The sequence below is a fragment of the Streptomyces sp. NPDC093089 genome (genome assembly GCF_044754405.1).
Taxonomy (GTDB): domain Bacteria; phylum Actinomycetota; class Actinomycetes; order Streptomycetales; family Streptomycetaceae; genus Streptomyces.
Map to the genome: position 1 here is coordinate 141,305 of NZ_JBIVPA010000001.1, position 24,980 is coordinate 166,284.

At 73.2% G+C, this 24,980-nt stretch carries 21 protein-coding genes and 1 pseudogene; 10 read left to right on the forward strand and 12 right to left on the reverse strand.

Going from position 1 to position 24,980, the window contains the following annotated elements; all coding sequences use genetic code 11:
• Window positions 1–36: 36 nt before the first annotated feature.
• Complete coding sequence (locus tag ACIQFX_RS00625; RefSeq protein WP_402457168.1) at window positions 37–2,739, forward strand: DEAD/DEAH box helicase; 2,703 nt, start codon at window positions 37–39, stop codon at window positions 2,737–2,739.
• A gap of 40 nt (window positions 2,740–2,779) precedes the next feature.
• Here ACIQFX_RS00625 and ACIQFX_RS00630 read toward each other — a convergent pair.
• The 7 genes and pseudogenes from ACIQFX_RS00630 to ssd all read right to left on the reverse strand — a co-directional run.
• Window positions 2,780–3,172 (reverse strand): annotated as a pseudogene (locus ACIQFX_RS00630) (Rv3654c family TadE-like protein); the annotation flags it as partial.
• On the reverse strand, window positions 3,058–3,417 hold the full coding sequence (locus ACIQFX_RS00635) for a TadE family type IV pilus minor pilin (protein WP_402457171.1): 360 nt from the start codon (window positions 3,415–3,417) through the stop codon (window positions 3,058–3,060). The pseudogene ACIQFX_RS00630 and the gene ACIQFX_RS00635, both read right to left, overlap by 115 nt.
• Complete coding sequence (locus ACIQFX_RS00640) at window positions 3,404–3,649, reverse strand: DUF4244 domain-containing protein (protein ID WP_402457175.1); 246 nt, start codon at window positions 3,647–3,649, stop codon at window positions 3,404–3,406. Before ACIQFX_RS00640 ends, ACIQFX_RS00635 begins: the two co-directional genes overlap by 14 nt.
• Window positions 3,650–3,844: 195 nt before the next feature.
• Complete coding sequence (locus ACIQFX_RS00645; RefSeq protein ID WP_402457178.1) at window positions 3,845–4,615, reverse strand: type II secretion system F family protein; 771 nt, start codon at window positions 4,613–4,615, stop codon at window positions 3,845–3,847.
• Window positions 4,612–5,505, reverse strand: coding sequence for a type II secretion system F family protein (locus ACIQFX_RS00650; RefSeq protein ID WP_402457181.1), 894 nt, complete (start codon window positions 5,503–5,505; stop codon window positions 4,612–4,614). Before ACIQFX_RS00650 ends, ACIQFX_RS00645 begins: the two co-directional genes overlap by 4 nt.
• On the reverse strand, window positions 5,505–6,683 hold the full coding sequence (locus tag ACIQFX_RS00655) for a TadA family conjugal transfer-associated ATPase (protein ID WP_402457184.1): 1,179 nt from the start codon (window positions 6,681–6,683) through the stop codon (window positions 5,505–5,507). Before ACIQFX_RS00655 ends, ACIQFX_RS00650 begins: the two co-directional genes overlap by 1 nt.
• The gene (gene ssd, locus ACIQFX_RS00660) at window positions 6,680–7,801 is read right to left on the reverse strand and encodes a septum site-determining protein Ssd (protein WP_402457187.1); all 1,122 of its coding nucleotides are present in this window, start codon (window positions 7,799–7,801) and stop codon (window positions 6,680–6,682) included. Before ssd ends, ACIQFX_RS00655 begins: the two co-directional genes overlap by 4 nt.
• Window positions 7,802–8,249: 448 nt before the next feature.
• Between ssd and ACIQFX_RS00665 the strand changes: the two genes are divergently transcribed.
• The gene (locus ACIQFX_RS00665; protein WP_402457190.1) at window positions 8,250–9,116 is read left to right on the forward strand and encodes an HAD family hydrolase; all 867 of its coding nucleotides are present in this window, start codon (window positions 8,250–8,252) and stop codon (window positions 9,114–9,116) included.
• A gap of 441 nt (window positions 9,117–9,557) precedes the next feature.
• On the opposite strand, the gene ACIQFX_RS00670 is transcribed toward ACIQFX_RS00665, so the two are convergent.
• The gene (locus ACIQFX_RS00670; RefSeq protein ID WP_402457193.1) at window positions 9,558–10,376 is read right to left on the reverse strand and encodes an oxidoreductase; all 819 of its coding nucleotides are present in this window, start codon (window positions 10,374–10,376) and stop codon (window positions 9,558–9,560) included.
• Between the two features lie 102 nt (window positions 10,377–10,478).
• Between ACIQFX_RS00670 and ACIQFX_RS00675 the strand changes: the two genes are divergently transcribed.
• Complete coding sequence (locus ACIQFX_RS00675) at window positions 10,479–11,465, forward strand: ATP-binding protein (protein WP_402457196.1); 987 nt, start codon at window positions 10,479–10,481, stop codon at window positions 11,463–11,465.
• Here the strand turns inward: ACIQFX_RS00675 and ACIQFX_RS00680 are convergent.
• Window positions 11,443–12,774 carry a hypothetical protein gene (locus tag ACIQFX_RS00680; protein ID WP_402457199.1) on the reverse strand — a complete coding sequence of 444 codons (1,332 nt, stop codon included), beginning with the start codon at window positions 12,772–12,774 and terminating at the stop codon, window positions 11,443–11,445. The two genes, ACIQFX_RS00675 and ACIQFX_RS00680, sit on opposite strands and share 23 nt — an antisense overlap.
• Before the next feature lie 261 nt (window positions 12,775–13,035).
• Between ACIQFX_RS00680 and ACIQFX_RS00685 the strand changes: the two genes are divergently transcribed.
• The 6 genes from ACIQFX_RS00685 to ACIQFX_RS00710 all read left to right on the forward strand — a co-directional run bounded on the left by ACIQFX_RS00685 (window position 13,036) and on the right by ACIQFX_RS00710 (window position 21,103).
• A complete protein-coding gene (locus ACIQFX_RS00685; RefSeq protein WP_402457202.1) occupies window positions 13,036–15,390 on the forward strand; it encodes a SulP family inorganic anion transporter in 2,355 nt (784 codons plus the stop codon).
• A 252-nt stretch (window positions 15,391–15,642) separates the two neighbouring features.
• Window positions 15,643–17,598: an acetate--CoA ligase gene (gene acs / locus ACIQFX_RS00690; RefSeq protein WP_402457206.1), complete on the forward strand. Its 1,956-nt coding sequence runs from the start codon at window positions 15,643–15,645 to the stop codon at window positions 17,596–17,598.
• A 347-nt stretch (window positions 17,599–17,945) separates the two neighbouring features.
• Window positions 17,946–19,337 (forward strand): Na+/H+ antiporter NhaA, encoded by a 1,392-nt coding sequence (gene nhaA / locus ACIQFX_RS00695; RefSeq protein ID WP_402457209.1) that lies wholly within the window; start codon window positions 17,946–17,948, stop codon window positions 19,335–19,337.
• A gap of 38 nt (window positions 19,338–19,375) precedes the next feature.
• The gene (locus ACIQFX_RS00700; protein WP_402457212.1) at window positions 19,376–19,861 is read left to right on the forward strand and encodes a phage holin family protein; all 486 of its coding nucleotides are present in this window, start codon (window positions 19,376–19,378) and stop codon (window positions 19,859–19,861) included.
• The gene (locus tag ACIQFX_RS00705) at window positions 19,858–20,793 is read left to right on the forward strand and encodes an alpha/beta fold hydrolase (RefSeq protein WP_402457215.1); all 936 of its coding nucleotides are present in this window, start codon (window positions 19,858–19,860) and stop codon (window positions 20,791–20,793) included. The genes ACIQFX_RS00700 and ACIQFX_RS00705 overlap by 4 nt, the downstream gene beginning before the upstream one ends.
• A 121-nt stretch (window positions 20,794–20,914) precedes the next feature.
• Window positions 20,915–21,103 (forward strand): hypothetical protein, encoded by a 189-nt coding sequence (locus ACIQFX_RS00710; protein WP_384897798.1) that lies wholly within the window; start codon window positions 20,915–20,917, stop codon window positions 21,101–21,103.
• 20 nt (window positions 21,104–21,123) lie between these two features.
• On the opposite strand, the gene ACIQFX_RS00715 is transcribed toward ACIQFX_RS00710, so the two are convergent.
• The 3 genes from ACIQFX_RS00715 to nth all read right to left on the reverse strand — a co-directional run bounded on the left by ACIQFX_RS00715 (window position 21,124) and on the right by nth (window position 24,067).
• A complete protein-coding gene (locus tag ACIQFX_RS00715) occupies window positions 21,124–22,323 on the reverse strand; it encodes a MarP family serine protease (RefSeq protein ID WP_402457220.1) in 1,200 nt (399 codons plus the stop codon).
• 81 nt (window positions 22,324–22,404) lie between these two features.
• Window positions 22,405–23,109 (reverse strand): NUDIX hydrolase, encoded by a 705-nt coding sequence (locus ACIQFX_RS00720; protein ID WP_402457223.1) that lies wholly within the window; start codon window positions 23,107–23,109, stop codon window positions 22,405–22,407.
• A 109-nt stretch (window positions 23,110–23,218) separates the two neighbouring features.
• Window positions 23,219–24,067, reverse strand: coding sequence for an endonuclease III (gene nth / locus ACIQFX_RS00725; protein WP_402457227.1), 849 nt, complete (start codon window positions 24,065–24,067; stop codon window positions 23,219–23,221).
• Window positions 24,068–24,297: 230 nt separating this feature from the next.
• On the opposite strand from nth, the gene ACIQFX_RS00730 reads away from it, so the two are divergent.
• Complete coding sequence (locus ACIQFX_RS00730; protein ID WP_015034542.1) at window positions 24,298–24,972, forward strand: Crp/Fnr family transcriptional regulator; 675 nt, start codon at window positions 24,298–24,300, stop codon at window positions 24,970–24,972.
• Window positions 24,973–24,980 lie beyond the last annotated feature (8 nt).

Consider the following 24,980-nt stretch of genomic DNA (forward strand, 5'->3'; position numbering starts at 1 on the left):
TCCCGGGCGGAGCCAGGGAACTGATCGCCAGCCGCGATGGCATTCAATCACTTACCAGCAGCCATGCACGACGCCTTGGAAGCATTGTCCGTCATGGCAGTGACACACTCGGTGCCGATGGCCAAGAATCAGCGCCCCAGTCGACCGGCCGGGGACACGGGCAGTCGCCCCTCCCCCGGCGTGGTCCTCGACCGGCTCGCCGCAGGCGAGAGCCGGTCTTCGCGCATCACCCATACGGAGCACATGCCCGCCCGGGAGGGCCGTCATGCCGTCTGGCCGCACCGGATCCGCCCGGAGGTGATCGCGGCGATCCAGGCGGCCGGGATCGACCATCCGTGGGAACACCAGGCGACGGCCGCCGAGCACGCCCTGGACGGCGAATCCGTGGTGATCGCCACGGGCACCGCCTCGGGCAAGTCGCTCGCCTACCTCGCCCCGGTCCTCACCACCCTCCTGGACGGCTCCGAGGCCGCCAACGGGCGCGGGGCCACCGCCCTGTACCTCTCGCCCACCAAGGCCCTCGCCGCCGACCAGCGGCGCGCCGTGCGGGCGCTGGCCGCCCCGCTCGGCAACCGGATCCGCCCCGCCGTCTACGACGGCGACACGCCGGTCGAGGAACGCGAGTGGGTCCGCCAGTACGCGAACTACGTGCTGACCAACCCCGACATGCTGCACCGGGGCGTACTCCCCTCCCACCCCAGGTGGTCCTCCTTCCTGCGCGCCCTGCGCTACGTCGTGATCGACGAGTGCCACACCTACCGCGGCGTCTTCGGCTCCCACGTCGCCCAGGTGCTGCGCCGCCTGCGCCGGATCTGCGCCCGGTACGGCTCCGAACCGGTCTTCCTCCTCGCCTCCGCCACCTCCGCCGACCCCGCCCTGGCGGCCGGTCGCCTCACCGGCCTGCCGGTCACCGAGGTCTCCGACGACGCCTCCCCGCGCGGCGAGCTGGTCTTCGCCCTGTGGGAGCCGCCGCTGACCGAGCTGCACGGCGAGCGCGGCGCCCCGGTGCGGCGCACCGCCACCGCGGAGACCGCGGACCTGCTCACCGACCTGACCCGCCAGGGCGTCCGCTCGGTCGCCTTCGTGCGCTCCCGGCGCGGCGCCGAGCTGATCTCGGTGATCGCCCAGGAACGGCTGGCCGAGACCGACCGCGCCCTGGCCCACCGGGTCGCCGCCTACCGGGGCGGCTACCTCCCCGAGGAGCGGCGTGCCCTGGAGCAGGCCCTGCACTCCGGCGAGCTCCTCGGCCTGGCCGCCACGACCGCCCTGGAGCTGGGCGTGGACGTCTCCGGCCTCGACGCGGTCGTGATCGCCGGCTATCCGGGCACCCGGGCCTCCCTGTGGCAGCAGGCCGGCCGCGCCGGCCGCTCCGGCGAGGGCGCCCTCGCCGTCCTGGTCGCCCGCGACGACCCGCTGGACACCTTCCTCGTCCACCACCCGGAGGCGATCTTCGACCAGCCGGTCGAGTCGACCGTCCTCGACCCCGACAACCCCTACGTCCTCGCCCCCCATCTCTGCGCCGCCGCCGCCGAACTCCCGCTGACCGAAACCGACCTGACGCTCTTCGGACCGGCCGTCCCCGACCTGCTGCCCCAGCTGGAGGGGGCCGGGCTGCTGCGCCGCCGCGCCACCGGCTGGTACTGGACCCGCCGCGAGCGGGCCGCCGACCTCACCGACATCCGGGGCGGCGGCGGAAGCCCCGTCCGGATCGTCGAGTCCGGCACCGGCCGACTGCTCGGCACGGTCGACGAGGCCGCCTCCCACACGGCCGTCCACGAGGGCGCCGTCCACCTCCACCAGGGCCGCACCTACCTGGTGCGGGAGCTCGACCTCGAGGACTCCGTGGCCCTCGTCGAGGAGGCCGCCCCGCCGTACTCCACCACCGCCCGCGACACCACCTCCATCGCCGTCCTCGAAACCGACACCGAGATCCCCTGGGGAGCCAGCCGCCTCTGCTACGGCTCCGTGGAGGTCACCAACCAGGTCGTCTCCTTCCTGCGCCGCCGGCTGATCACGGGCGAGGTCCTCGGCGAGACCAAGCTCGACCTGCCGCCCCGCACCCTGCGCACCCGGGCCGTGTGGTGGACGGTCACCGAGGACCAGCTCGACGCCGCCCGGATCGACCCGGAGATCCTCGGCGGCGCCCTGCACGCCGCCGAGCACGCCTCCATCGGCATGCTGCCGCTCTTCGCGACCTGCGACCGCTGGGACATCGGCGGCGTCTCCGTCCCGCTCCACCCCGACACGCTGCTGCCCACCGTCTTCGTGTACGACGGCCACCCTGGCGGTGCGGGCTTCGCCGAGCGCGCCTTCCACACGGCCCGCGCCTGGCTGACCGCCACCCGAGAGGCCATCGCCTCCTGCGAGTGCGAGGCGGGCTGCCCCTCCTGCATCCAGTCCCCCAAGTGCGGCAACGGCAACGACCCGCTCCACAAGCGCGGCGCCGTACGCCTCCTCACGGAACTCCTGAGGGAAGCCCCGGAAGCCCCGCCGTCGGTCTCTCCACCGGATGGCCGGGAGACCCTTCCGGCGGTCTCCCCGGCGGACGGCCGGGAGACCCCTCCGGCGGTCTCCCCGGCGGAAGCTTCAGAGCCCCCACCGGAAGCTCCGGAAGCCCCACCAGTGGCCTCTCCCCCGGAAGCTCCGGAGGCCACGCCGTCGGCCTCTCCCCCGGAAGGGGAGCCCCGGGCGACGCCGCCGGCGGAGGAGCCTCCTCCGCCGGTCCCGCCCGCGAGCTGACCTCCGGCCGGTACGGGCCGCGTACGACCCGGGCGGTCACCTCGGCGACCTCGCCCCGCAGCGCGCACACCGCCAGCTCGGCACCCTGCGCGGCCGCCACCCGGGACGCGGCGGCACACGCCTCTCCCTCGCCCCAGAGCGCCCGGTCCGCGGCGGCCAGGGCGGCCAGATCGGCCGCCCCGCCCGCCCGGTGCCTGGCTGCCACGGCCTGCCCGAGCGCCAGCACCGACCCGAACACCACGCACAGCGCACACGCCGCGAACGCCACCCAGACGGTCGCCGCGCCCCGATCACGGCCCGGCTGCCGACGGCCCGCCGTCACGGCGGCCCTCCGACGGCAGCCGCGTCCTCCGCGAGGGCCGCCGCGTCCGCGTGCAGGGTGAGGCCCATGCCCCGGGGCCCGGGGGCCTCCGCGTCCACCGTCACCCGCCACAGCTCTCCGGAGCGCGTCACCGCCACCCGGGCGCCCTCGGGCGCGGCGGCGCGGGCCGCCGCCTCGGCGGAGGCGAGCGGTTCGGAGCGGGCCGCCGCCCGCGCCCCCGCCCGTGCCGCGTCCACGCACCGGATCTGCGCCGCCGCGGCGGCGAGCGCCCAGAGCAGGGTCACGGTGAGCAGCGCGAGCACCGGCAGGACCATCGCCGCCTCCACGGTCGCGAAGCCCCGGTCAGAACGGCGCATCGAGGGCCTTCCCGATCACCGATTCCAACGCTCCGGAGACCGTGCCACTGGTCACGATCTTGTAGAGCACGGCGGCGAACGCCGCGGCCGCGATCGTCCCCACCGCGTACTCGGACGTGGTCATCCCGGCGTCGCGGCGCGCCGCGGCCCGCCGGGCCCGCCACCACCCGCTCACCGACACCGCCACCTTGCCCACCACACCTGCTGCCGCCCCTGCCACCTTGACCGCCATACCTGCCTCCTCGCCCCGTCCTGCCGTACCTGCCGCACGTGCCGTGTTCGTCCTGACTGCGGTGCCTGCCTTACCTGCCGCACGTGCCGTGCTCGTCCTGCCTGCCGTGCTCGCCCTGCCTGCCGTGCTTGCCATGCCTGTCCCGCCTGTCGTGGTCGTCGTGTTCCGCCGCTGTCGTGCCATGCCCTGGTCCCGTCATCCGTCGAGCAGTCCCGTCGCCAGTCCGATCACCACCGGGGCCACTCCCACCGCGAGGAAGGCGGGCAGGAAGCAGAGCCCCACGGGGGCGCTGATCAGGACCTGGGCCCGGCGGGCCCGGGTCGCCGCCGTGCGGGCGCGGGCCGCGCGGAGGGCGGTCGCGTGCCGGGCGACGGCCTCCGCCGCGGGCGCTCCCGAGGAGCCGGCCCGTTCCATGCAGCGGGCCAGTCCCGAGGCGCCCGGTATCGCGCCGAACCTCCGCCACACCTCGGCCGGTTCACCGCCGAGGCGCAGCTCGGCCGCCGTGCGGGTCAGGCGCTCGCCGAGCGGTCCGCCCAGTGACCGGCCCACGGCCTCCGCCGCCTCGCCGGGCCCGGCGCCGGAGGCGGCGCAGGCCGCCAACAGGTCGGCGGCGAGCGGAAGGTGACGGTTCGCCTCCTCGATGTCGGCGGGGGAGGACGCGCGCCGCGCGGCCCCCTGTCGCAGGCCGGCGGCCACCAGGACGCCCGCGCACAGACCGCCGACCGCGCCGAAGAGCGCCCAGCCGAGACCGACGGCCACGAGCGTCGCCGTCCCGTGCGCCAGCCACGGCGGAGGCCCGGCCCGGACCGTGCGGGTGGGCGGCGCGGGCTCCGGGAACAGGTCTCGCAGTCTCCGTCGCTGCGTCCGCACCCGCCGCCCGAGCACCAGCAGCGCCCAGAGGATCTTCGCGGCCCCGTACACGACGAGGGTCAGGAGCGCCGACGTCTGAAGTGCGTTCAGGGTCACGGCCGTTCCCCTCCCTTGACGATCCGGGCGGCCCACCACAGGCCGGTCGTTTCCAGGGCCCCGCCCACGACCAGGCAGCCGAGGCCCGCGGGCGTGTGCAGGAGGACCCGGAGCGGGTGGGCGCCCAGTGCGGCGCCGAGGGCGAGGCCGGCGGCCGGGAGCAGGGCGAGTACCACCACCGTCGCCCAGGCGCCGGCCAGTTCGGCCCGCAGTCGCTCCCGCTGCTCGCGGTGGTCGCGCAGGGCCGCCTCCAGGCGGTCGAGGCCCGCGGCCAGGCCGGCGCCGCCGTCGACGGCCACCTGCCAGCAGGCAGCCATGCCGGCGAGACCGTCGGCGCCGTCCTGCCGGGCAGCCCTGCGGAGTGCCTCCGGCACGTCGCCGCCGAACCGGGCCGCCGCGAGCACGCCCGCCTCCTCGCGGTCGAGCGCGCCCGTCTCCCGGGCGGCGAAGGCCAGCGCCTGCGCCGGCTGCCACCCGGCCCTCAGTTCGCCGACGACGGCCGCGCACAGGGCCACCACCCGCTCGGCCCGCGCCTCGCGTTCCCTCCTGCGTCCGGCGGCCCGCAGACGCCGCTCCACCACCGGCACGGCGACCGCTCCCAGTACCAGCGGCACCGGCGACTCCCCGAGCAGTGCGAGCACTCCGGCCGCCGGCAGGCACAGCCAGGCGCGCCGCCCCCGCAGCACGGCCCACCACCGCGCGGCCATCTCCGGCCACGCCGCCCCGGCGCCGGACCGGACTTCACGGCTGCCGGAAGCGCCGGCCGGGAGCAGCGCCCGCGCCCGGCCCAGGCCGCGCCGCCGTTCGACCGCCCACCACAGGGCGAGGACCGCGCAGAGCACCGCCGCGCCTTGTGCCGAGTCCTGTGCGAGCACCGCTCGCCCCGTCATCACGACCCCTCTCCGATCAGGGCCCTCAGCCGCTCCCAGCCCTGCTCCCGTTCGAAGCCGGAGGCGCTCCACCGCAGCGCGGGAACCGTGCGGACGAGGCCGTCCCGGTCGCGCTCCAGGACGTGGACCTCGGCGATCCGCCGCCGTCCGTCCCGGTCCCGTACGAGGTGGAGGACCGCGGAGAGTCCGGCGCCCAGTTGGCTGTGGAGGGCGGCCCGGTCGAGCCCGGCCGCCGTTCCGAGGGCTTCGAGGCGGGCCGGTACGGCCGCCGCCGTGTTGGCGTGGAGCGTGCCGCAGCCTCCGTCGTGGCCCGTGTTGAGGGCAGCGAGGAGGTCCACTGCCTCGCCGCCCCTGACCTCGCCGACGACGAGCCGGTCGGGCCGCATCCGCAGGGCCTGGCGGACCAGGTCCCGCAGGGTGACGAGTCCGGCGCCCTCCTGGTTGGCGGGCCGTGCCTCGAGGCGGACCACGTGCGGGTGGTCCGGTCGCAGCTCCGCCGAGTCCTCGGCGAGCACGATCCGCTCCCGCTCCCCCACCAGGCCGAGCAGGGAAGCGAGCAGCGTGGTCTTCCCGGTCCCCGTGCCGCCGCTGACGAGGTACGACACGCGCGCGTCGATGAGGGCCCGGAGGACCGGGGCGCCGCCCGGCGGCACCGTGGCCGCCGCGGCGAGCTCGTCGAGCGAGAAGGCGCGCGGGCGCACCACCCGCAGCGACAGGCAGGTCGAGCCGACCGCCACCGGCGGCAGCACCGCGTGCATCCGGGTGCCGTCGGGGAGCCGCGCGTCCACCCAGGGGCGGGCGTCGTCGAGTCGGCGCCCGGCCACCGCCGCGAGCCGTTGCGCGAGCCTGCGGACGGCGGTGGCGTCGGGGAAGGCCACCGGGGCCCGTTCGAGCCCGGCGCCGCGGTCCACCCAGACCCGGTCGGGCGCCGAGACCAGGACGTCGGTGACCGCCGGGTCGGCGAGCAGCGGCTCCAGCGGTCCGGTGCCGATCAGTTCGCACCTCAGTGCCTCGGCCGCGCCGAGGACTTCCGTGTCGCCGAGCAGTCGGCCCTGCGCCCTCAGCGCGGCGGCGACCCGCGCCGGGGTGGGTTCGGCGCCGCTCGCCGCGAGCCGCTGCCGTACGGCGTCGAGGAGCCCCGCGCCGCCGCCCCCGCCGCCGGGCCACGTGCCGGTCATGCGGCACCGCCCGGGGCGAGCGCGCGCTCCCAGAACGCGCCGCAGAACCGTCCGAGCGGCCCGCGGGGTTCGGCGCCCGGCGGCACTCCCGCGTCCTGGTCCGTCACGATCCCCGGGTCGTAGGGGAGTTCACCGGCGAGCGGCAGCCGCAGCGCGTCGGCGACCCACCGCTCGTCGAGTCCGGCCGCGTAGGGTCCGCGGACCACGGCCCGCACGTCGCGGACGGCCGTGCCGAGGGTGGTGGCGACCCGGTGGGCGGCCGCGACGGCCCGCAGCTCGCCCGGTACGACGAGCAGGCCGAGGTCGAGCTGGGCGAGCGCCTCGGCCGCCGCCCCGTCGGTCGCCCGCGGCAGGTCGACCACGACGACCCCGCCCCGGCGGCGCGCAGCGCCGAGCACGGACCGCACCGCCTCGGGCGGCACCGGCGCGGCGGGCTCCCTGCCCCAGCTGAGCACCCGGACCCCCCGCACCGACGGCAGGGACTCCTCCAGGGCGCCGCCGGCCAGGCGGCCCTTCGAGGCGGCGAAGTCGGGCCAGCGTCTGCCCTCCTCGCGTTCGCCGCCGAGCAGTACGTCGAGCCCTCCGCCCAGCGGGTCCCCGTCGACGAGCAGGGTGCGCCGCCCGGTGCGCGCGGCGGCGAGCGCGAGGCCGCACGCCAGGGTGGAGGCGCCGGCGCCGCCGCGGCCGCCGACGACCCCGACGGTCAGCGCCTGCCGGCCGGCTCCCTCCGCCGCGTCGGCGATCCGGTCGACGAGGAGGCCCTCGGCGTCCGGCAGTCGCAGCACGCTCTCCGCGCCGATCTCGACGGCCAGTCGCCACACCCCCGGGTCGTCCCGGTCGCGGCCGACGAGGAGGGTTCCCGGCCGTCGCTCGGCGCCCCGGCAGCGGGCCGCCGCGTCGTCGCCGACGAGCACGAGCGGCGGTTCGGTCCAGCTCGCGCGCCGCTCCGGCACGCCGTGGTGCACCTCGGGCTCGACGCCGGCCGCGGCGCACAGCCGGAGGAGGTCGTCGAGCAGCCCGAGGTCCTCGGTGACGATCAGCGGCCCGGCACGGCGCGGTTCGTCCGGAGCCGTCGACTCCGTCCGGCGCGATTCCGTACCCGTCCTGGATGCCTCCACGGCACGCCCCTCTCGTGATTCCTGCCGTCCGCGAACTTCGCGTCGGGAATCACCGTGGGGCCCTCGGGGAAATCGTGCGGAAGTCACCTAGAAACTGGGGATAACCGAAGCCCTGTGAATAACTTCGCCACCCCTCGGAGGACTCCCCGGAACGCATCCCGCCGGTTACTGTGGGTGATGAATCGAGCGTCCGGCGAGCCGCGCACGGACGGGCGGCCGAAGGCCGGAGAGAAGGGAGCAGGCCATGTCCCACGGGACCGAAACGGCTCCGGACATGCGACGACCCCCGCCGGGGGGGAGAGCGGGGGTCGTCTTTCCGGCCGACTCGGGGGGGGAGGAGCCGGACCGGGTTAGCACGGTCGCGAACGATCCGTGACTTCCATGGTGTACCCGAGAGCCTTCTCAGGCAAACCCACGCGCCCCAGCGTACGCCGAATGGCGGGCACCTATGCTCAGCCTTGTGGAAAACCACTCCTTGCCGCGCACAGCCGCCTTCTTTGACCTGGACAAGACGGTCATTGCGAAGTCATCGACGCTGACCTTCAGCAAGTCCTTCTACCGAGGCGGACTGATCAGCCGCCGCGCCGCCCTGCGGACGGCGTACATCCAGTTCGTCTTCCTGGCGGGCGGGGCCGATCACGACCAGATGGAGCGGATGCGCGAATACCTTTCCGCGCTCTGCAAAGGCTGGAACGTCGCCCAGGTGAAGGAGCTCGTCGCCGAGACCCTTCACGACCTGATCGACCCGATCATCTACGACGAGGCCGCCTCCCTCATCGAGGAGCACCACGCCGCGGGCCGGGACGTCGTCATCGTGTCGACGTCCGGAGCCGAGGTGGTCGAGCCGATCGGCGAGATGCTCGGGGCGGACCGTGTCGTCGCCACCCGGATGGTGGTCGGCGACGACGGCTGCTTCACCGGCGAGGTCGAGTACTACGCATACGGCCCGACGAAGGCCGAGGCGGTCAGGGAGCTCGCCGAGTCGGAGGGCTACGACCTCTCGCGCTGCTTCGCGTACAGCGACTCGGCGACCGACATCCCGATGCTGGAGGCCGTCGGCCACCCGTACGCGGTCAATCCCGACCGGACGCTCCGCCGCGAGGCCACCGCCCGGGAATGGCCGGTTCTCTCCTTCGAGAAGCCGGTCCGGCTCAAGCAGCGGCTGCCCGAGTTCCGGATGCCGCCCCGGCCCACGCTCGTCGCCGCGGCGGCCGTGGGCGCGGCGGCGGTGGGCGCCGGCCTCGTCTGGTACGCCGCCCGGCGCAGGCAGGCCGCGCTCGCCCACCGGCTCGCCGATGACTTTGCCCGAATTTGAGCAATGCGCCAGAGAAGTGAGGCCAGCACTTTCGCTTCCTCACGGACAGGAGTAAAAAGGAATCAGGCCCGCGAGACCGAGGACATCCGAGAGGATCACCTGTTGAGCATGAAGGCCCCACGGACCTAAGCACCGAAACCGGGCACCCACGCGACGTCGACCCGTCGATTACGGGCCAGCCGCACCAGGCCACGGGCAAAGTTCCCGGCCTGATGGGCACATATCGAGGACGCTTGGTAACTGGGTGGAAGTGCCAGCGGCGGTACCAGGACTGGTGCCGCCGCAACCCGTTCCGGGCCCCGCGCGGGGCCCGGAATCTTTTTGCCGCCTCACCCGAGTCCGAGCCCACCCCGAGCCCGGCCCACCCCGAGCCCCGGCCGGGCGCGGACCGTTCGCGGACCGTTCGCGGAGGCGACGGCCCCGGGTCCGGCCCCGGCCGTCTCAGGCGGCGCCGCGCTGGAGCGCCTCGCAGACGGCGGTCGACTCGCGGACTCCCAGTTCGACCGAGCGCCCGCAGTGGGCGATCCAGGCTCCGACGCCCTCCGGGGTGCCCGACAGGTAGCCCTCGAACGCCGACACGTAGGCGGCGCGCCCCTGCTCCGCGTGGCCGACCTCGGCCGGGCAGATCGCCTTCGGGTCGAGGCCGCTGCCGATCAGCGCGATCCGCTCGGCCGCGCGCGCGACCAGACCGTTGTACGAGGTGAAGGGGCGCAGCGCGAGCAGTTCGCCGTGCACCACCGCGGCCGTCACCAGGGCCGGGGCGTCGCCGCCCGCGACGATCAGTTCCGCGAGGCCGTCGAGACGGCCTGCGACCTCGGCGGGGGCGGGCACGGGCGCCTCGATCAGCGGCTCGTCGACGGTCTCGCCGTCCAGCCGGGGCCGCCCCACCGACGCGCCGGGGTCGCCCGCGGCGACCAGGTGGAGCCGGGCGAGCACGCGCAGCGGCGACTGACGCCAGATGGAGAGCAGCTGCCCGGCCTCGGCGCCGAGGCGCAGGGCGGCGCCGACGGTGCGGGCCTCGGGGTCGGCGCTGAAGTCGCTGCGCCGGCGGACCTCTTCCAGGGCCCAGTCGGCGCCGGCGAGGGCGGCCGAGCCGCGTGCTCCGCGCAGTGCCGCCTCGGAGGAGATCTCGTTGCTGCGGCGGCGCATCACGCGGTGGCCGTAGACCCGGTCGACGGCCTTGCGTACGGAGTCCACCGCGTCGGCGACGCCCGGGAGCGAGCCGAGGGCGGCCAAGGGGTCAGAGGCGTGCGTACTCATAAGTAAGGAGGCTACGCGCCCCGGGGGCCCGCCCCACGAAGGAGTGGTCTTCTTCACGCTCCTTGACCACGGCAAGCGATCGTGCCACTACGCTAGGTGAACATGAAGATCGCTTTCGTCGGGAAGGGCGGCAGCGGCAAGACGACGCTGTCCTCGCTCTTCATCCGCCATCTCGCCGCCAACGAAGCCCCGGTCGTCGCCGTCGACGCCGACATCAACCAGCACCTCGGCGCCGCGCTCGGCCTGTCCGAGACGGAGGCCGCCGCGCTGCCCGCGATGGGCGCGCACCTGCCGCTCATCAAGGAGTACCTGCGGGGCTCCAACCCCCGGATCGTCTCCGCCGACACGATGATCAAGACGACACCGCCCGGGGAGGGTTCGCGGCTGCTGCGGGTCCGCGAGGACAACCCGGTGTACGAGGCGTGCTCCCGGCCGGTGCCGCTCGACGACGGCGACGTCCGGCTGATGGCGACCGGCCCCTTCACCGAGGCGGACCTCGGAGTGTCCTGCTACCACTCGAAGGTCGGGGCGGTGGAACTCTGCCTCAACCACCTGGTCGACGGCGCCGACGAGTACGTGGTCGTCGACATGACCGCGGGCTCGGACTCCTTCGCCTCCGGCCTCTTCACCCGCTTCGACATGACGTTCCTGGTCGCCGAGCCGACCCGGAAGGGCATCTCGGTCTACCGCCAGTACAAGGAGTACGCGCGGGACTTCGGCGTCGCGCTGAAGGTCGTCGGGAACAAGGTGCAGGGCCGGGACGACCTCGACTTCCTGCGCGAGGAGATCGGCGAGGACCTGCTCGTGACGGTCGGCCACTCGGACTGGGTCCGCGCGATGGAGAAGGGCCGCCCGCCCCGCTTCGAGCTCCTGGAGGCGGACAACCGCATGGCCCTCCAGGCCCTCCAGGACGCGGCCGACGACTCGTACGCCCACCGCGACTGGGACCGCTACACCCGTCAGATGGTCCACTTCCACCTGCGCAACGCGGAGAGCTGGGGCAACGTGAAGACCGGGGCCGACCTGGCTTCGCAGGTCGACCCCGGGTTCGTGCTGTCGGAAGGGCTCAGCGCCGTTCAGCCTGCTTGACGGCGGGCGCCGGGACCGCCGGGACGCCTCCCGCCGGGGCGCCGGCGGGGGCCGCGGGCTGGGGGGCGAGGAAGGTCTTCCAGCCGCCGGCGGGGGCCTCGCCGACCTTGAGGGTGCGCATCTTGGCGATGACGTCGGGGTCCTGGGCGTCGAGCCAGTCGGCGAGCTGGCGGAAGGAGACGCACTTGACGTCCCGCTGCACGCAGACCGTGGCGATGGTCTCCTCGATGGCCCGCATGTACGTGCCGCCGTTCCAGGACTCGAAGTGGTTGCCGATGATCAGCGGCGCCCGGTTGCCCCGGTAGGAGCGCTCGAAGGCCTGCACCAGGCCGTCGCGCATCTGGTCGCCCCAGTAGGCATGCCGGGAGGGGTCGCCCTGGGTCGTGCCGGGGGACTGGTTGACCAGGAAGTTGTAGTCCATGGAGAGCGTCTGGAAGGCGCGGCCGGGGACCGGTACGAGCTGCATCGACAGGTCCCAGAGGCCCAGGTCCTTCTTGGGCCAGATCTGGTCGTTGACGCCGCTGGTGTCGTAGCGGAAGCCCATCTGCGCCGCCGCCTGGACGAAGTTCGTCCGGCCTTCCAGGCAGGGGGTGCGGGCGCCGACGAGCTCCTGGTCGTAGTCGAAGGGGAGCGGCTGCTCGGAGCGCAGTCCGGCGTTGGTCTTCCAGTTCTTGACGAAGGACTTGGCCTGCTGGATCTCGCTCTTCCACTCCTCGACGGACCAGGTGCCGACGCCGCCGTCGGCGCCGCAGAAGTGCCCGTTGAAGTGGGTGCCGACCTCGTTGCCCTCCTGCCACGCGCCGCGCAGTTCGCGGACGGTGGCGCGGATGCCCTCGGTGTCGTTGAAGCCGATGTCGGAGCGGCCGACGCCGTGTTGCGGCGGGTCGTAGAGGTGCTTCTTCTCCTCGGGCAGCAGGTACACGCCGCTGAGGAAGTACGTCATCTTGGCGTCGTACTTCTTGCCCACCGCGCGGAAGTGGGAGAACAGCTTCTGGCTGTCCTCGCCGGCGCCGTCCCAGGAGAAGACCACGAACTGCGGCGGGGTCTCCCCCGGCTTGAGGCGCTGCCAGACCGGCTGGTGGGGCTGGGCACCGGTGAAGGCGGTGGAGCCGTCGCCGATCAGCCGGGGCGCGGCCTGCGGGGCCGCCGCGGGGGGCTTCTTGGCGCCGCTGCCGCCCGGCGTGCCCTTCGTGGCCGTGTCGCCGGAGCCGCCCGAGCAGCCGGCGAGGCCGGTGGCGAGAGCCAGCGCGAGGGCGCCGGTGGCGAGCGCCCTCTTCTGGACAGTGGTCGTTCTCCCGGCGGCTGTCATCCGCGCACCTCTCCTCGGATCCTCAGATTTCCCTACAAGCGGCGTCAACGTCGCACCGCCGGGACCGGAGCGCGTCAACGACAAGCGGCATAGGCACGTTCTGTCACCGGAACCGGTGAATCATTGCCCTATTTGCCCTGAAAATAATGCCGGACTCTTTACTCTCCATTACTCTTCATTTACCAAGAGTTAGCTCATCGGTGTCCCCGCCGCACCACCCCGCACGAGCCGCGACCGCGCTGCCCCGGAGGAGACGGGAACATGACCCTCTGCCCCCCTGCCCGCACGACCACCCGGCCGCGAGTCCAGCGGCCCCACAGTCCGCCGGACGGACCACGCCGCTTCCGCATCGCCGGCGCCGACCTGTCCGCCTCGATCGCCGTCTTCCTGATCGCGCTGCCGCTCTCCCTGGGCATCGCGCTCGCCACCGGGGCCCCGCTCCAGTCCGGACTGGTCGCCGCCGCCGTCGGCGGCCTCGTGGCCGGCCGGTTCGGCGGCTCGCCGCTCCAGGTGAGCGGCCCCGCGGCCGGTCTCACCGTCGTGACGGCCGAGCTCATCCAGCTGTACGGCTGGCGCACCACCTGCGCCATCACCGTCCTCGCGGGCCTCGCCCAACTGGGGCTCTCCGCCCTGCGGGTGGCCCGTTCCGCGCTCGCCGTCTCCCCCGCCATCGTGCACGGCATGCTGGCCGGCATCGGCGTCACCATCGCCCTCGCGCAGCTCCACATCGTGCTCGGCGGCACCCCACAGAGCTCCACCGTGGACAACGCCCTGGGCCTGCCCGCCCAGTTGGCGCACGTCCACCCGGCCGCGCTCGGCATCAGCGCCCTCACCGTGGCCGTCCTGCTCTGCTGGCCGCGGCTGCCGGGCCGGGCCGGACGTCTCCTGCGGAAGGTTCCGGCCGCGCTCGTCGCGGTGGCCGGGGCGACGGCGGTGGCGGCGTTCGCCGGGCTCGCCGTCCCCCGGGTCGACCTGCCGTCCTGGAGCAGCCACGCCCTGCCGGGACTGCCCGAGGGCCCGGTCCTCGGCATCGCGGCCGGCGTGCTCACGATCACGCTGGTCACCAGCGTGCAGTCGCTGCTCTCCGCCGTCGCGGTCGACAAGCTCGTCGCCGGCCGTCCGGGCGGCGCGCAGGGCGTCCCGCGTTCCCGCCTCGACCGCGAACTCGCCGGCCAGGGCGCGGCGAACGTGCTCTCGGGCGCCCTCGGCGGGCTCCCGATCGCCGGGGTCGCGGTCCGCAGCGTCGCCAACGTCTCGGCGGGTGCGGTGAGTCGGGCCTCGACGATGCTGCACGGCCTGTGGATCGTGCTCGCGTCCCTGCTGCTCGTGCCGCTGCTCGACCTGATCCCGCTGCCCGCGCTCGCCGCCCTCGTCATGGTGGTCGGCATCCAGATGGTCAGCATCACCCGCATCCGTACGGTCACCCGGCACCGCGAGGTCGTGGTCTACGCGGTGACGCTGACGGGTGTCGTCCTCGTCGGACTCCTGGAGGGGGTCGCCCTCGGCATCGTCGTGGCCATCGCGGTGGCCCTGCACCGGCTCGCGCGCACCCGCATCACGCAGGAGGAGCGGGACGGGCGCCAGCTGCTGCGCGTGCGGGGCCAGTTGACCTTCCTGGCAGTCCCCCGGCTGAGCCGGGCGCTGCACCAGCTGCCGCACGGCTCCGACGTGGTGGTGGAGCTGGACGGCTCCTTCATGGACCACGCGGCCTACGAGACGCTGACCGACTGGACCGCCGGGCACCTCGCCCACGGCGGCACCGTCGAAACCACCGGTCCCTCCGGTGCCCGGATCGCCGAACCCGCTCCGGGCCCCGCCTCCGCCTCGCACTCCTGCTGCCGCCCCTGGACGCCCTGGCACAACCACCAGTGCGGGGAGGAGCTGGTCGAGCGGGCCGCGAGCGACGCCCCCGAGCGGACGACGGGGCTGCACCTGGCGAGCGGCATCGGCAAGTTCCAGCGGAACACCGCCCCGCTCGTCCGGGACGAGCTCGCGCGGCTCGCCCGCGAGGGCCAGAGCCCCTCGCAGCTCTTCCTGACCTGCGCCGACTCCCGACTCGTCACGAGCATGATCACGTCGAGCGGCCCCGGCGACCTCTTCACCGTGCGCAACGTCGGCAACCTCGTGCCGCTCCCCGGCGAGGAGAGCGGTGACGACTCGGTGGCGGCGGCGATCGAGTACGCGGTGGACGTGCTCCGGGTCGACTCGATCACCGTCTGCGGCCACTCCGGCTGCGGCGCGATGCAGGCCCTGCTGAACGGCGGCCCCGACGACCCGCCCACACCGCTCCGCCGCTGGCTGCGCCACGGCCGGCCCAGCCTGGAGCGGATGGCGAGCCGCCGGCACGCCTGGGCCCGGATCTCCGGGCGCCTGCCGGCCGACGCGGTCGAGCAGCTCTGCCTGACCAACGTGGTCCAGCAGCTGGAGCACCTGCGGGCGTACGAGCCGGTGGCGCGCCGGCTGGCCGAGGGGACGCTCACGCTGCACGGCGTGTACTTCCACGTGGGCGAGGCGCAGGCCTATCTGCTCGCCGACGCGGACGAGGTCCACAGCTACGACGACGTCTTCACCCAGGTACTGCCGACGGACCACCTGGAGGCGGCACGGGCGTCCTGAACCGGCGCTCGGGATCGCGCCACTCCCCGGCGCGGGAACGCGCCACTGCGCGTCCTGAACCTTCGGCCCCGGCCGTCCGTGAGACTGTGTGGCCCCTTTCTCCCACCGCTCGGGAGCAAGGGGCCACCGCACGTCTGGCGACTCACAGGTCTAAACCAATTGCCTGGAGGCTCTTGTCACCCGGGCATCTGACTGGTGAGCTATGACGCGGGACACACAAGTACAGAGGACGCCCTGGGAAAGGGAGATGTCGTGAGCAACGAAAGCCTGGCCAATCTGCTCCGGGAAGAGCGCCGCTTCGCGCCGCCCGCCGAGCTGGCCGCGCACGCCAACGTGACGGCGGAGGCGTACGAGCAGGCCAAGGTGGACAGGCTGGGCTTCTGGGCCGAGCAGGCCAAGCGTCTGACCTGGGTCACCGAGCCGACCGAGACCCTCGACTGGTCGAACCCGCCGTTCGCCAAGTGGTTCGCGGACGGCGAGCTGAACGTGGCGTACAACTGCGTCGACCGGCACGTCGAGGCCGGCCACGGCGACCGGGTCGCCATCCACTTCGAGGGCGAGCCGGGCGACAGCCGCGCCATCACCTACGCCGAGCTCAAGGACGAGGTCTCCAAGGCCGCCAACGCCCTGACCGAGCTGGGCGTCGGCAAGGGCGACCGGGTCGCCGTCTACCTCCCGATGATCCCCGAGGCGGCCGTCACCATGCTGGCCTGCGCCCGCCTCGGCGCCGCCCACTCGGTGGTCTTCGGCGGCTTCTCGGCCGACGCCGTGGCCTCCCGCATCCAGGACGCCGACGCCAAGGTGGTCGTCACCGCCGACGGCGGCTACCGCCGCGGCAAGCCGAGCGCCCTGAAGCCGGCCATCGACGAGGCCGTCGCCAAGTGCCCGCAGGTCGAGCACGTCCTCGTGGTCCGCCGTACGGGCCAGGAGACCGCCTTCACCGAGGGCCGCGACGTGTGGTGGGACGACATCGTCACCCGCCAGTCCGCGGAGCACACCCCGGAGTCCTTCGACGCGGAGCACCCGCTCTTCATCCTCTACACCTCCGGCACCACCGGGAAGCCGAAGGGCATCCTGCACACCTCCGGCGGCTACCTCACCCAGGCCGCGTACACCCACCACGCCGTCTTCGACCTCAAGCCGGAGACCGACGTCTACTGGTGCACCGCCGACATCGGCTGGGTCACCGGCCACTCGTACATCGTCTACGGCCCGCTGGCCAACGGCGCGACGCAGGTCATGTACGAGGGCACCCCGGACACCCCGCACCAGGGCCGGTTCTGGGAGATCGTGCAGAAGTACGGCGTCACCATCCTCTACACGGCGCCCACCGCGATCCGCACCTTCATGAAGTGGGGAGACGACATCCCCGCGAAGTTCGACCTGTCCAGCCTCCGCGTGCTCGGCTCGGTGGGCGAGCCGATCAACCCCGAGGCCTGGGTCTGGTACCGGGAGCACATCGGCGCGGGCAAGACCCCGATCGTGGACACCTGGTGGCAGACCGAGACCGGCGCGATGATGATCTCGCCGCTGCCCGGCGTCACCGAGACCAAGCCGGGCTCCGCCCAGCGCCCGCTGCCGGGCATCTCCGCCACCGTCGTGGACGACGAGGCGAACGAGGTCCCGAACGGCGGCGGCGGCTACCTGGTCCTCACCGAGCCGTGGCCGTCGATGCTCCGCACCATCTGGGGCGACGACCAGCGCTACATCGACACGTACTGGTCCCGCTTCGAAGGCAAGTACTTCGCCGGTGACGGCGCCAAGAAGGACGACGACGGCGACATCTGGCTGCTCGGCCGGGTCGACGACGTCATGCTCGTCTCGGGCCACAACATCTCGACGACCGAGGTCGAGTCGGCCCTGGTGTCGCACCCGTCCGTCGCCGAGGCGGCCGTCGTCGGCGCCGCCGACGAGACGACCGGCCAGGCCATCGTCGCCTTCGTCATCCTGCGCGGCACCGCGAGCCAGGACGAGAACCTCGTCGCCGACCTGCGCAACCACGTGGGCGCGACGCTCGGCCCGATCGCCAAGCCGAAGCGGATCCTGCCGGTGGCGGAGCTGCCGAAGACCCGCTCGGGCAAGATCATGCGCCGTCTGCTGCGCGACGTGGCGGAGAACCGGGAGCTCGGCGACGTCACCACGCTGACCGACTCCTCGGTCATGTCGCTCATCCAGACCCAGCTGCCGGACGCCTCCAGCGAGGACTGAGCCGCAGCGGCCGTACGACGTGAGCGCCCGTACGACGTGAGCGCCCGTACGACGTGAGCGGCCGCCCCGAACCGTTCGGGGCGGGCGCTCACGCGTCCCCCCAGGGGCAGGCGACGGGTACCCCCAGGCGCGCGGGCGCACCCGGGGCGGGCGCTCAGGCTCGCCCCTCACCCCCGTCCGGCGGGACGAAAGCGATGATTCTCCCTAAAGTGAATCTCGCCGGACACAACCCTTCGCTCGTTAGGTAAGGTAAAGATCGCGTCAGGAACGCGTCAGTAACACCTAGGTGCGCCGGGAAGTCTGGTCGGCATGTGCTTCGCCCTGCCTGCCCGACGGAGGACCCCCACGTGTCTGCGCCCACCGACCGCAAGTTCCTCGGACTGCTCCCCCTGCCCGAGCGGCGGTACCTGACCGACGCCCTGCGCACCGAGACCGTCGGCGGCGTGCTGCTCCTCGTCGCCGCCGTCGCCGCCCTGATCTGGGCCAACTCGCCGCTGAGCGAGAGCTACGAGTCCGTGCGGAACTTCCACATAGGACCGGCCGCCCTCGGCCTCGACCTGTCGATCCAGCACTGGGCCGCCGACGGACTCCTCGCGGTCTTCTTCTTCGTCGCCGGCATCGAGCTCAAGCGCGAACTCGTCGCGGGCGAGCTGCGCGACCCCCGGGCCGCCGCGCTGCCCGTCGTCGCCGCGCTCTGCGGCATGGCCGCGCCCGCCCTCGTCTACACCCTGGTCAACACCCTCGGCAACGGCTCGCTGGACGGCTGGGCCGTGCCCACCGCGACCGACATCGCGTTCGCGCTCGCCGTCCTCGCCGTCATCGGCACCTCGCTGCCGTCCGCGCTGCGCGCCTTCCTGCTGACCCTCGCCGTCGTCGACGACCTCTTCGCGATCCTGATCATCGCGATCTTCTTCACCGGCGACCTGAACTTCGCCGCGCTCGGCGGCGCCTTCGCCGGCCTCGCCGTCTTCTGGCTGCTGCTCCGCAAGGGCGTCCGCGGCTGGTACGTGTACGTGCCGCTCGCCCTGGTCGTCTGGGGCCTGATGTACAACAGCGGCGTCCACGCCACCATCGCCGGCGTCGCCATGGGCCTGATGCTGCGCTGCACCCCCCGGGAAGGCGAGGAGCACTCCCCCGGCGAGCACATCGAGCACCTGGTGCGGCCGGTCTCGGCGGGCCTCGCCGTCCCCCTCTTCGCGCTCTTCTCCGCCGGCGTGAGCGTCTCCGGCGGCGCGCTCCGCGACGTCTTCACCCAGCCGGTCACCCTCGGCGTCGTTCTCGGCCTCGTCGTCGGCAAGGCGGTCGGCATCTTCGGCGGCACCTGGCTCACCGCCCGGTTCACCCGTGCGGAGCTCAACCCCGACCTGTCGTGGCCGGACGTGTTCGCCGTCGCCACGCTCGCCGGGATCGGCTTCACCGTCTCGCTCCTCATCGGCGAACTCGCCTTCGCCGGGGACGCCGTCCTCACCGACGAGGTGAAGGCCGCGGTCCTGATCGGCTCGGCCGTCGCCGCCGTGCTCGCCTCGGTCCTGCTGAAGCTGCGGGTCCGGAGGTACCGGGCGATCTGCGCCGACGAGGAGCGCGACGACGACCAGGACGGCATCCCCGACATCTACGAGCAGGACAATCCGGAGTACCACCTCCGGATGGCGGAGATCTACGAGAAGAAGGCCGCCGAACACAGGGAGCGCGCCGAACTGGCGGGGGCATCGCGCGACCGGGCCGACGGTCCGGCATGATCTGAGTCGGACCGTAGACAGAAGGAGAGGGAGCAGCGATGAGCGACCCGTTCGACGGCACGGAGCGCAGCCTCGGCCAACTGGTCGCCTCGGCGACCGCCGAGATGTCCGCATTGGTGCACGACGAGATCGCCCTGGCCAAGGCCGAGATCCGACAGGACGTCAAGCGGGGGGCCATGGGCAGCGCGGCGGGCATCGCGGCCGCTGTGGTGCTGCTGTTCTCGCTGCCGATGCTGAGTTTCGCGCTGGCGTACGCCATCAACACCTGGACCGGCGGGCACAACGGCAACGGGGGCTGGAACCTCGTCTGGTGCTTCCTGCTGTCCTTCGCCTTCAACGTGCTGCTCGCGGTGCTGCTCGGCCTGATCGCATACGCCAAGTTCAAGAAGGTCAAGCCGCCGGAGAAGTCCATCGCCTCCGCCAAGCAGACGGCGGCGATCATGCAGAACGCGAAGCCGCACCCCCGTCCGGCGCGCAGGCCGGCCCTCGACAAGGCCCCCACTGTGGCACGCTCGTCCGTATGACCCTCCCCGAGAGCAGCAACGGCAACGCCGGGCCCGTACGGCTCGACGGGCCGTGGACCCATCGCGACGTGGCGGCCAACGGCGCCAGGTTCCACATCGCCGAGATGGGCGACGGCCCGCTGGTGCTGCTCCTGCACGGCTTCCCGCAGTTCTGGTGGACCTGGCGCCACCAGCTGCCCGCCCTCGCCGAGGCGGGGTTCCGGGCCGTCGCGATGGACCTGCGCGGGGTGGGCGGCAGCGACCGCACGCCCCGGGGTTACGACCCCGCCAACCTGGCCCTCGACATCACCGGTGTCGTCCGCTCCCTCGGCGAGCCCGACGCGGCGCTCGTCGGGCACGACCTGGGCGGCTACCTCGCCTGGACGGCGGCCGTGATGCGGCCCAAGCTGGTGCGCCGCCTGGTGGTCTCCTCGATGCCGCACCCGCGCCGCTGGCGCTCGGCGATGCTGTCGGACTTCGCCCAGTCGCGGGCCGGCTCGCACATCTGGGGCTTCCAGAGGCCGTGGATTCCGGAGCGTCAGCTCGTCGCGGACGACGCGGCGCTGGTGGGCGAACTGATCCAGGACTGGTCGGGGCCGAAGCCGGCCGACGACGAGGCGATCGAGGTGTACCGGCGGGCGATGTGCGTCCCGTCGACGGCGCACTGCTCGATCGAGCCGTACCGCTGGATGGTGCGGTCCCTGGCCCGCCCGGACGGCATCCAGTTCAACCGGCGCATGAAGCGGCCGGTGCGGGTGCCGACGCTGCACCTGCACGGCTCGATGGACCCGGTGATGCGGACCCGCAGCGCCGCCGGTTCGGGCGAGTACGTGGAGGCGCCGTACCGCTGGCGGCTCTTCGACGGCCTGGGGCACTTCCCGCACGAGGAGGACCCGGTGGCCTTCTCCACGGAGCTCGTCAACTGGTTGAAGGACCCCGAGCCCGACCGCTGACGCGCCCTCACCCTCCGGGAGGGGCACGGATGTCCCTCGAACGGCCATGTGCCCGGCGCATACTCCAATTGGCGGGCCCCCGGGCGGTTACCGACCTTGGGGCCCGGGCAGAGGTCGGAGTATGGGCTGGACGCACGACTACAGTGACACAGCACGCGACCGCCGCTCGGCCACGGGGCCGGCCTCCCGGGAGAGGGGTGGCCCGCAGGACCAGGGCCGCGCGCACGCCGTGCCAGAGGTGGGGATCTCGCGCATCCTGCGCCGCCGGGCCCGCTGGGTCTCGGCCCGGCTCCGGCATCCCCGCGACTGACCCGAAGGCCCCCTGGGGGCCTACAGGGCGCAGGCCTGGGTGTCGACCTGCTGGTTGGCGGTCCGGCCGCGCTCGATGTCCTCGCGGATCTCGTCGACCGTCAGGGCGTATCCGGTGTTCGCGTCGTCGAGGGAGCGGGCGAAGATCACGCCGTACACCTCGCCGTCCTCGGTGAGGAGCGGGCCGCCGGAGTTCCCCTGCCGGACCGTCGTGTACAGCGAGTAGACCTCCCTGCGGACCTGGTCGCGGTGGTAGATGTCGGGCCCGGTGGGGCTGATGCGGCCCCGGACGCGCGCCGACCGGACGTCGTACGAGCCGTTCTCCGGGAAGCCGGCGACGATCGCGCCGTCGCCGCTGCGGGCGTCCTCGTCGGTGAAGGTCAGCGGCGTGGCCTTGAGGTCGGGCACGTCCAGGACGGCGATGTCGCGCTGCCAGTCGTAGAGGACGACCTTGGCGTCGTAGAGCCTGCCCTCGCCGCCTATCTGGACGGTCGGCTCGTCGACGCCGCCGACGACGTGGGCGTTGGTCATGATCCGGCGGTCGGCGAAGACGAAGCCGGTGCCTTCGAGGACCTTGCCGCAGCTCTGGGCGGTGCCGACGACCTTGACGATGGAGCGCTGGGCGCGTTCGGCGACGGGGCTGCGGGCGAGCGCCGGGTCCGGGGGCAGGACCTCGGTGATGGGCTCGTTCGCGAACGGGCTGAAGACCTGGGGGAAGCCGCTGCGGGCGAGCGTCGAGCTGAAGTTGGCGAACCAGGTGGAGGCCTGATCCGGCATCACCCGGGACACGCCGAGGAGCACCTTCGAGTTGCGCACCTCCTTGCCCAGGGTGGGCAGTGTGGTGCCGGCCAGGGCGGAGCCGATGAGCCAGGCCACCAGGAGCATGGCGACCACGTTGACCAGGGCGCCGCCGGTGGCGTCGAGGGCGCGCGCGGGCGACCAGGTGATGAACCGGCGCAGCTTGTTGCCGAGGTGGGTGGTGAACGCCTGGCCGATCGAGGCGCAGACGATGACGATCATCACGAAGACGACCGTCGCCGAGGTCGACACCTCGCTGTTGTCGGTCAGCTGGTCCCAGAGGATCGGGAGCAGCAGGACGGCGACGAGACCGCCGCCGAGGAACCCGAGCACCGAGAGGATGCCGACCACGAATCCCTGGCGGTAGCCGATGACCGCGAACCAGACGGCGGCGACCAGCAGCAGGATGTCCAGCACGTTCACCGTCAGTAGCCTCGCAGATTCGTTTCCGGTCGCCCGGGGCGAGCTCGACCGAGGCCGGGACCCGCACCGAAGGTCAGCCTGTCATGAGCGCCAGTCGAGCGGGACCTGTCTCGTGCGGTCCCAGGGGCGCTCCCAGCCGGCGAAGTGGAGCAGCCGGTCGATCACTCCGGCGGTAAAACCCCAGACCAGAGCGGATGCGACGAGGAACGCGGGGCCCTGGTGGCCGCTCGGGTGGAGGGTGGTCGCGCGGTTCGCGGGGTCCGTGAGATCCGCCACGGGCACGGTGAAGACCCGGGCGGTCTCGCCGGGGTCGACGACCCCGACCGGGCTGGGGGTGCGCCACCAGCCGAGGACGGGGGTGACGACGAAGCCGCTGACCGGGATGTAGAGCCGGGGCAGTACGCCGAAGAGCTGGACGCCCGAGGGGTCGAGGCCGGTCTCCTCCCGGGCCTCGCGGAGGGCGGCGCGCAGCAGTCCGCCGTCGGCGGGGTCGCCGTCCTCGGGGTCGAGGGCGCCGCCGGGGAAGGAGGGCTGTCCGGCGTGCGAGCGGAGGCTGCCGGACCGCTCCATGAGGAGCAGCTCGGGTCCGCGCTCGCCCTCGCCGAAGAGGACGAGGACGGCGGACTGGCGTCCGGCCCCGCTCGCGGGCGGCAGGAAGCGGCTCAGCTGCTCGGGCTCGACCGTGCGGGCGGCCCGGTCGACGGGGCCCAGCCAGGCGGGCAGGCCGTCCCGGCTGAGCAGGCCGCCGGTGCCGGTCCCGTGGATGTCTTCGTCAGTGCGCGTCATAGGCACCCCCGTGGTTCACAACGCGATCGGTGGACGGGTTCGTTCCCGTGACCCCCGTTCGGGGGCCCGGCTCCGGGGGTGGGGCCGCGGCCCCACCCCCGGGGAGGCGTCAGTCGCTCGCCCCGGGGGGCGGCGCCGGGCGTCCGGGGTAGCCGGGCGGCGGGTTCAGCCGCTGGCCGGGGAGGCCGCCCATCTCGTACTTGAGCAGCTTCCTGGCCTTCTCGGGATCGGTCTCGCCCTCGCCGTACGAGGGGCAGAGGTGGGTGATCGGGCAGGCGCCGCAGGCGGGCTTGCGGGCGTGGCAGATCCGGCGGCCGTGGAAGATCACCCGGTGCGAGAGCATCGTCCACTCGCTCTTCGGGAAGATCTCGGCGATCTCGGCCTCGATCTTGACCGGGTCCTCCTGATCGGTCCACTTCCAGCGCCTGGCCAGGCGCATGAAGTGGGTGTCGACGGTGATGCCGGGGACGCCGAAGGCGTTGCCCAGGACGACGAAGGCGGTCTTGCGGCCGACTCCCGGGAGCTTGACGAGGTCGTCGAGGCGGCCGGGGACCTCGCCGCCGAAGTCGTCCCTGAGGGCGGTGGCGAGCCCCATGATCGACTTGGTCTTGGCGCGGAAGAAGCCGGTGGGGCGGATGAGCTCCTCGACCTCCTCGGGCACGGCGGCGGCGAGGTCCTCGGGCGTGGGGTACTTCGCGAAGAGGGCGGGGGTGGTCTGGTTGACCCGCAGGTCGGTGGTCTGTGCCGAGAGGACCGTGGCGACGAGCAGCTCGAAGGGATTGCGGAAGTCGAGCTCCGGATGGGCGTACGGGAAGACCTCGGCCAGTTCCCGGTTGATCTTCCGTGCTCTGCGGACCATCGCAAGCCGTGACTCGGGCTTCGACGCCTTCCGATTCGGGGCTTTCACCCGTTTCGACACGCCGTGTTCGCCCACGGCGGAATTACCTTCGGCCGACACTCTTCCAGCCCCCTTGGCCTGCGCTCTCACCGGCGAGTTGGACACCCGGCCAGCCTAGGGGCCACCGCCGACATCCGCCCCGGGCACGGCCGATCGGAGTCCAATCGGGCCCCTGACGTACGGACGGGTAGCTCTGTGGGTCAAACTTGCTGTGATTGATCGCACGGTTTTGTGCGTCCGGCATCATGGGACCCAGGTCCTTTGAGCAGGTCGACAGTAGGAGAGAACTCGTGGACGACGTTCTGCGGCGCGCCCCGCTCTTCGCGGCGCTCGATGACGAGCAGGCAGCCGAGCTGCGCGCCTCGATGAGTGAGGCGACGCTCGCCCGTGGCGACGCGCTCTTCCACGAGGGCGACCCCGGTGACCGCCTGTACGTGGTCACCGAGGGCAAGGTGAAGCTGCACCGCACCTCCCCCGACGGGCGCGAGAACATGCTGGCCGTCCTCGGCCCCGGCGAGCTCATCGGCGAGCTCTCGCTCTTCGACCCGGGCCCGCGCACCGCCACCGCCACCGCGCTGACCGAGGTCAAGCTGCTCGGCCTCGGCCACGGCGACCTCCAGCCCTGGCTGAACGCCCGCCCCGAGGTCGCCACCGCGCTGCTGCGCGCGGTCGCCCGCCGGCTCCGCAAGACCAACGACCAGATGTCCGACCTGGTCTTCTCCGACGTCCCGGGCCGTGTCGCCCGCGCGCTCCTCGACCTGTCGCGCCGCTTCGGCGTGCAGTCGGAGGAGGGCATCCACGTCGTCCACGACCTCACCCAGGAGGAGCTGGCCCAGCTGGTCGGCGCCTCCCGCGAGACGGTCAACAAGGCGCTCGCCGACTTCGCCCAGCGCGGCTGGCTGCGCCTGGAGGCCCGCGCCGTGATCCTGCTCGACGTCGAGCGCCTCGCGAAGCGCTCGCGCTAGCACCCCGC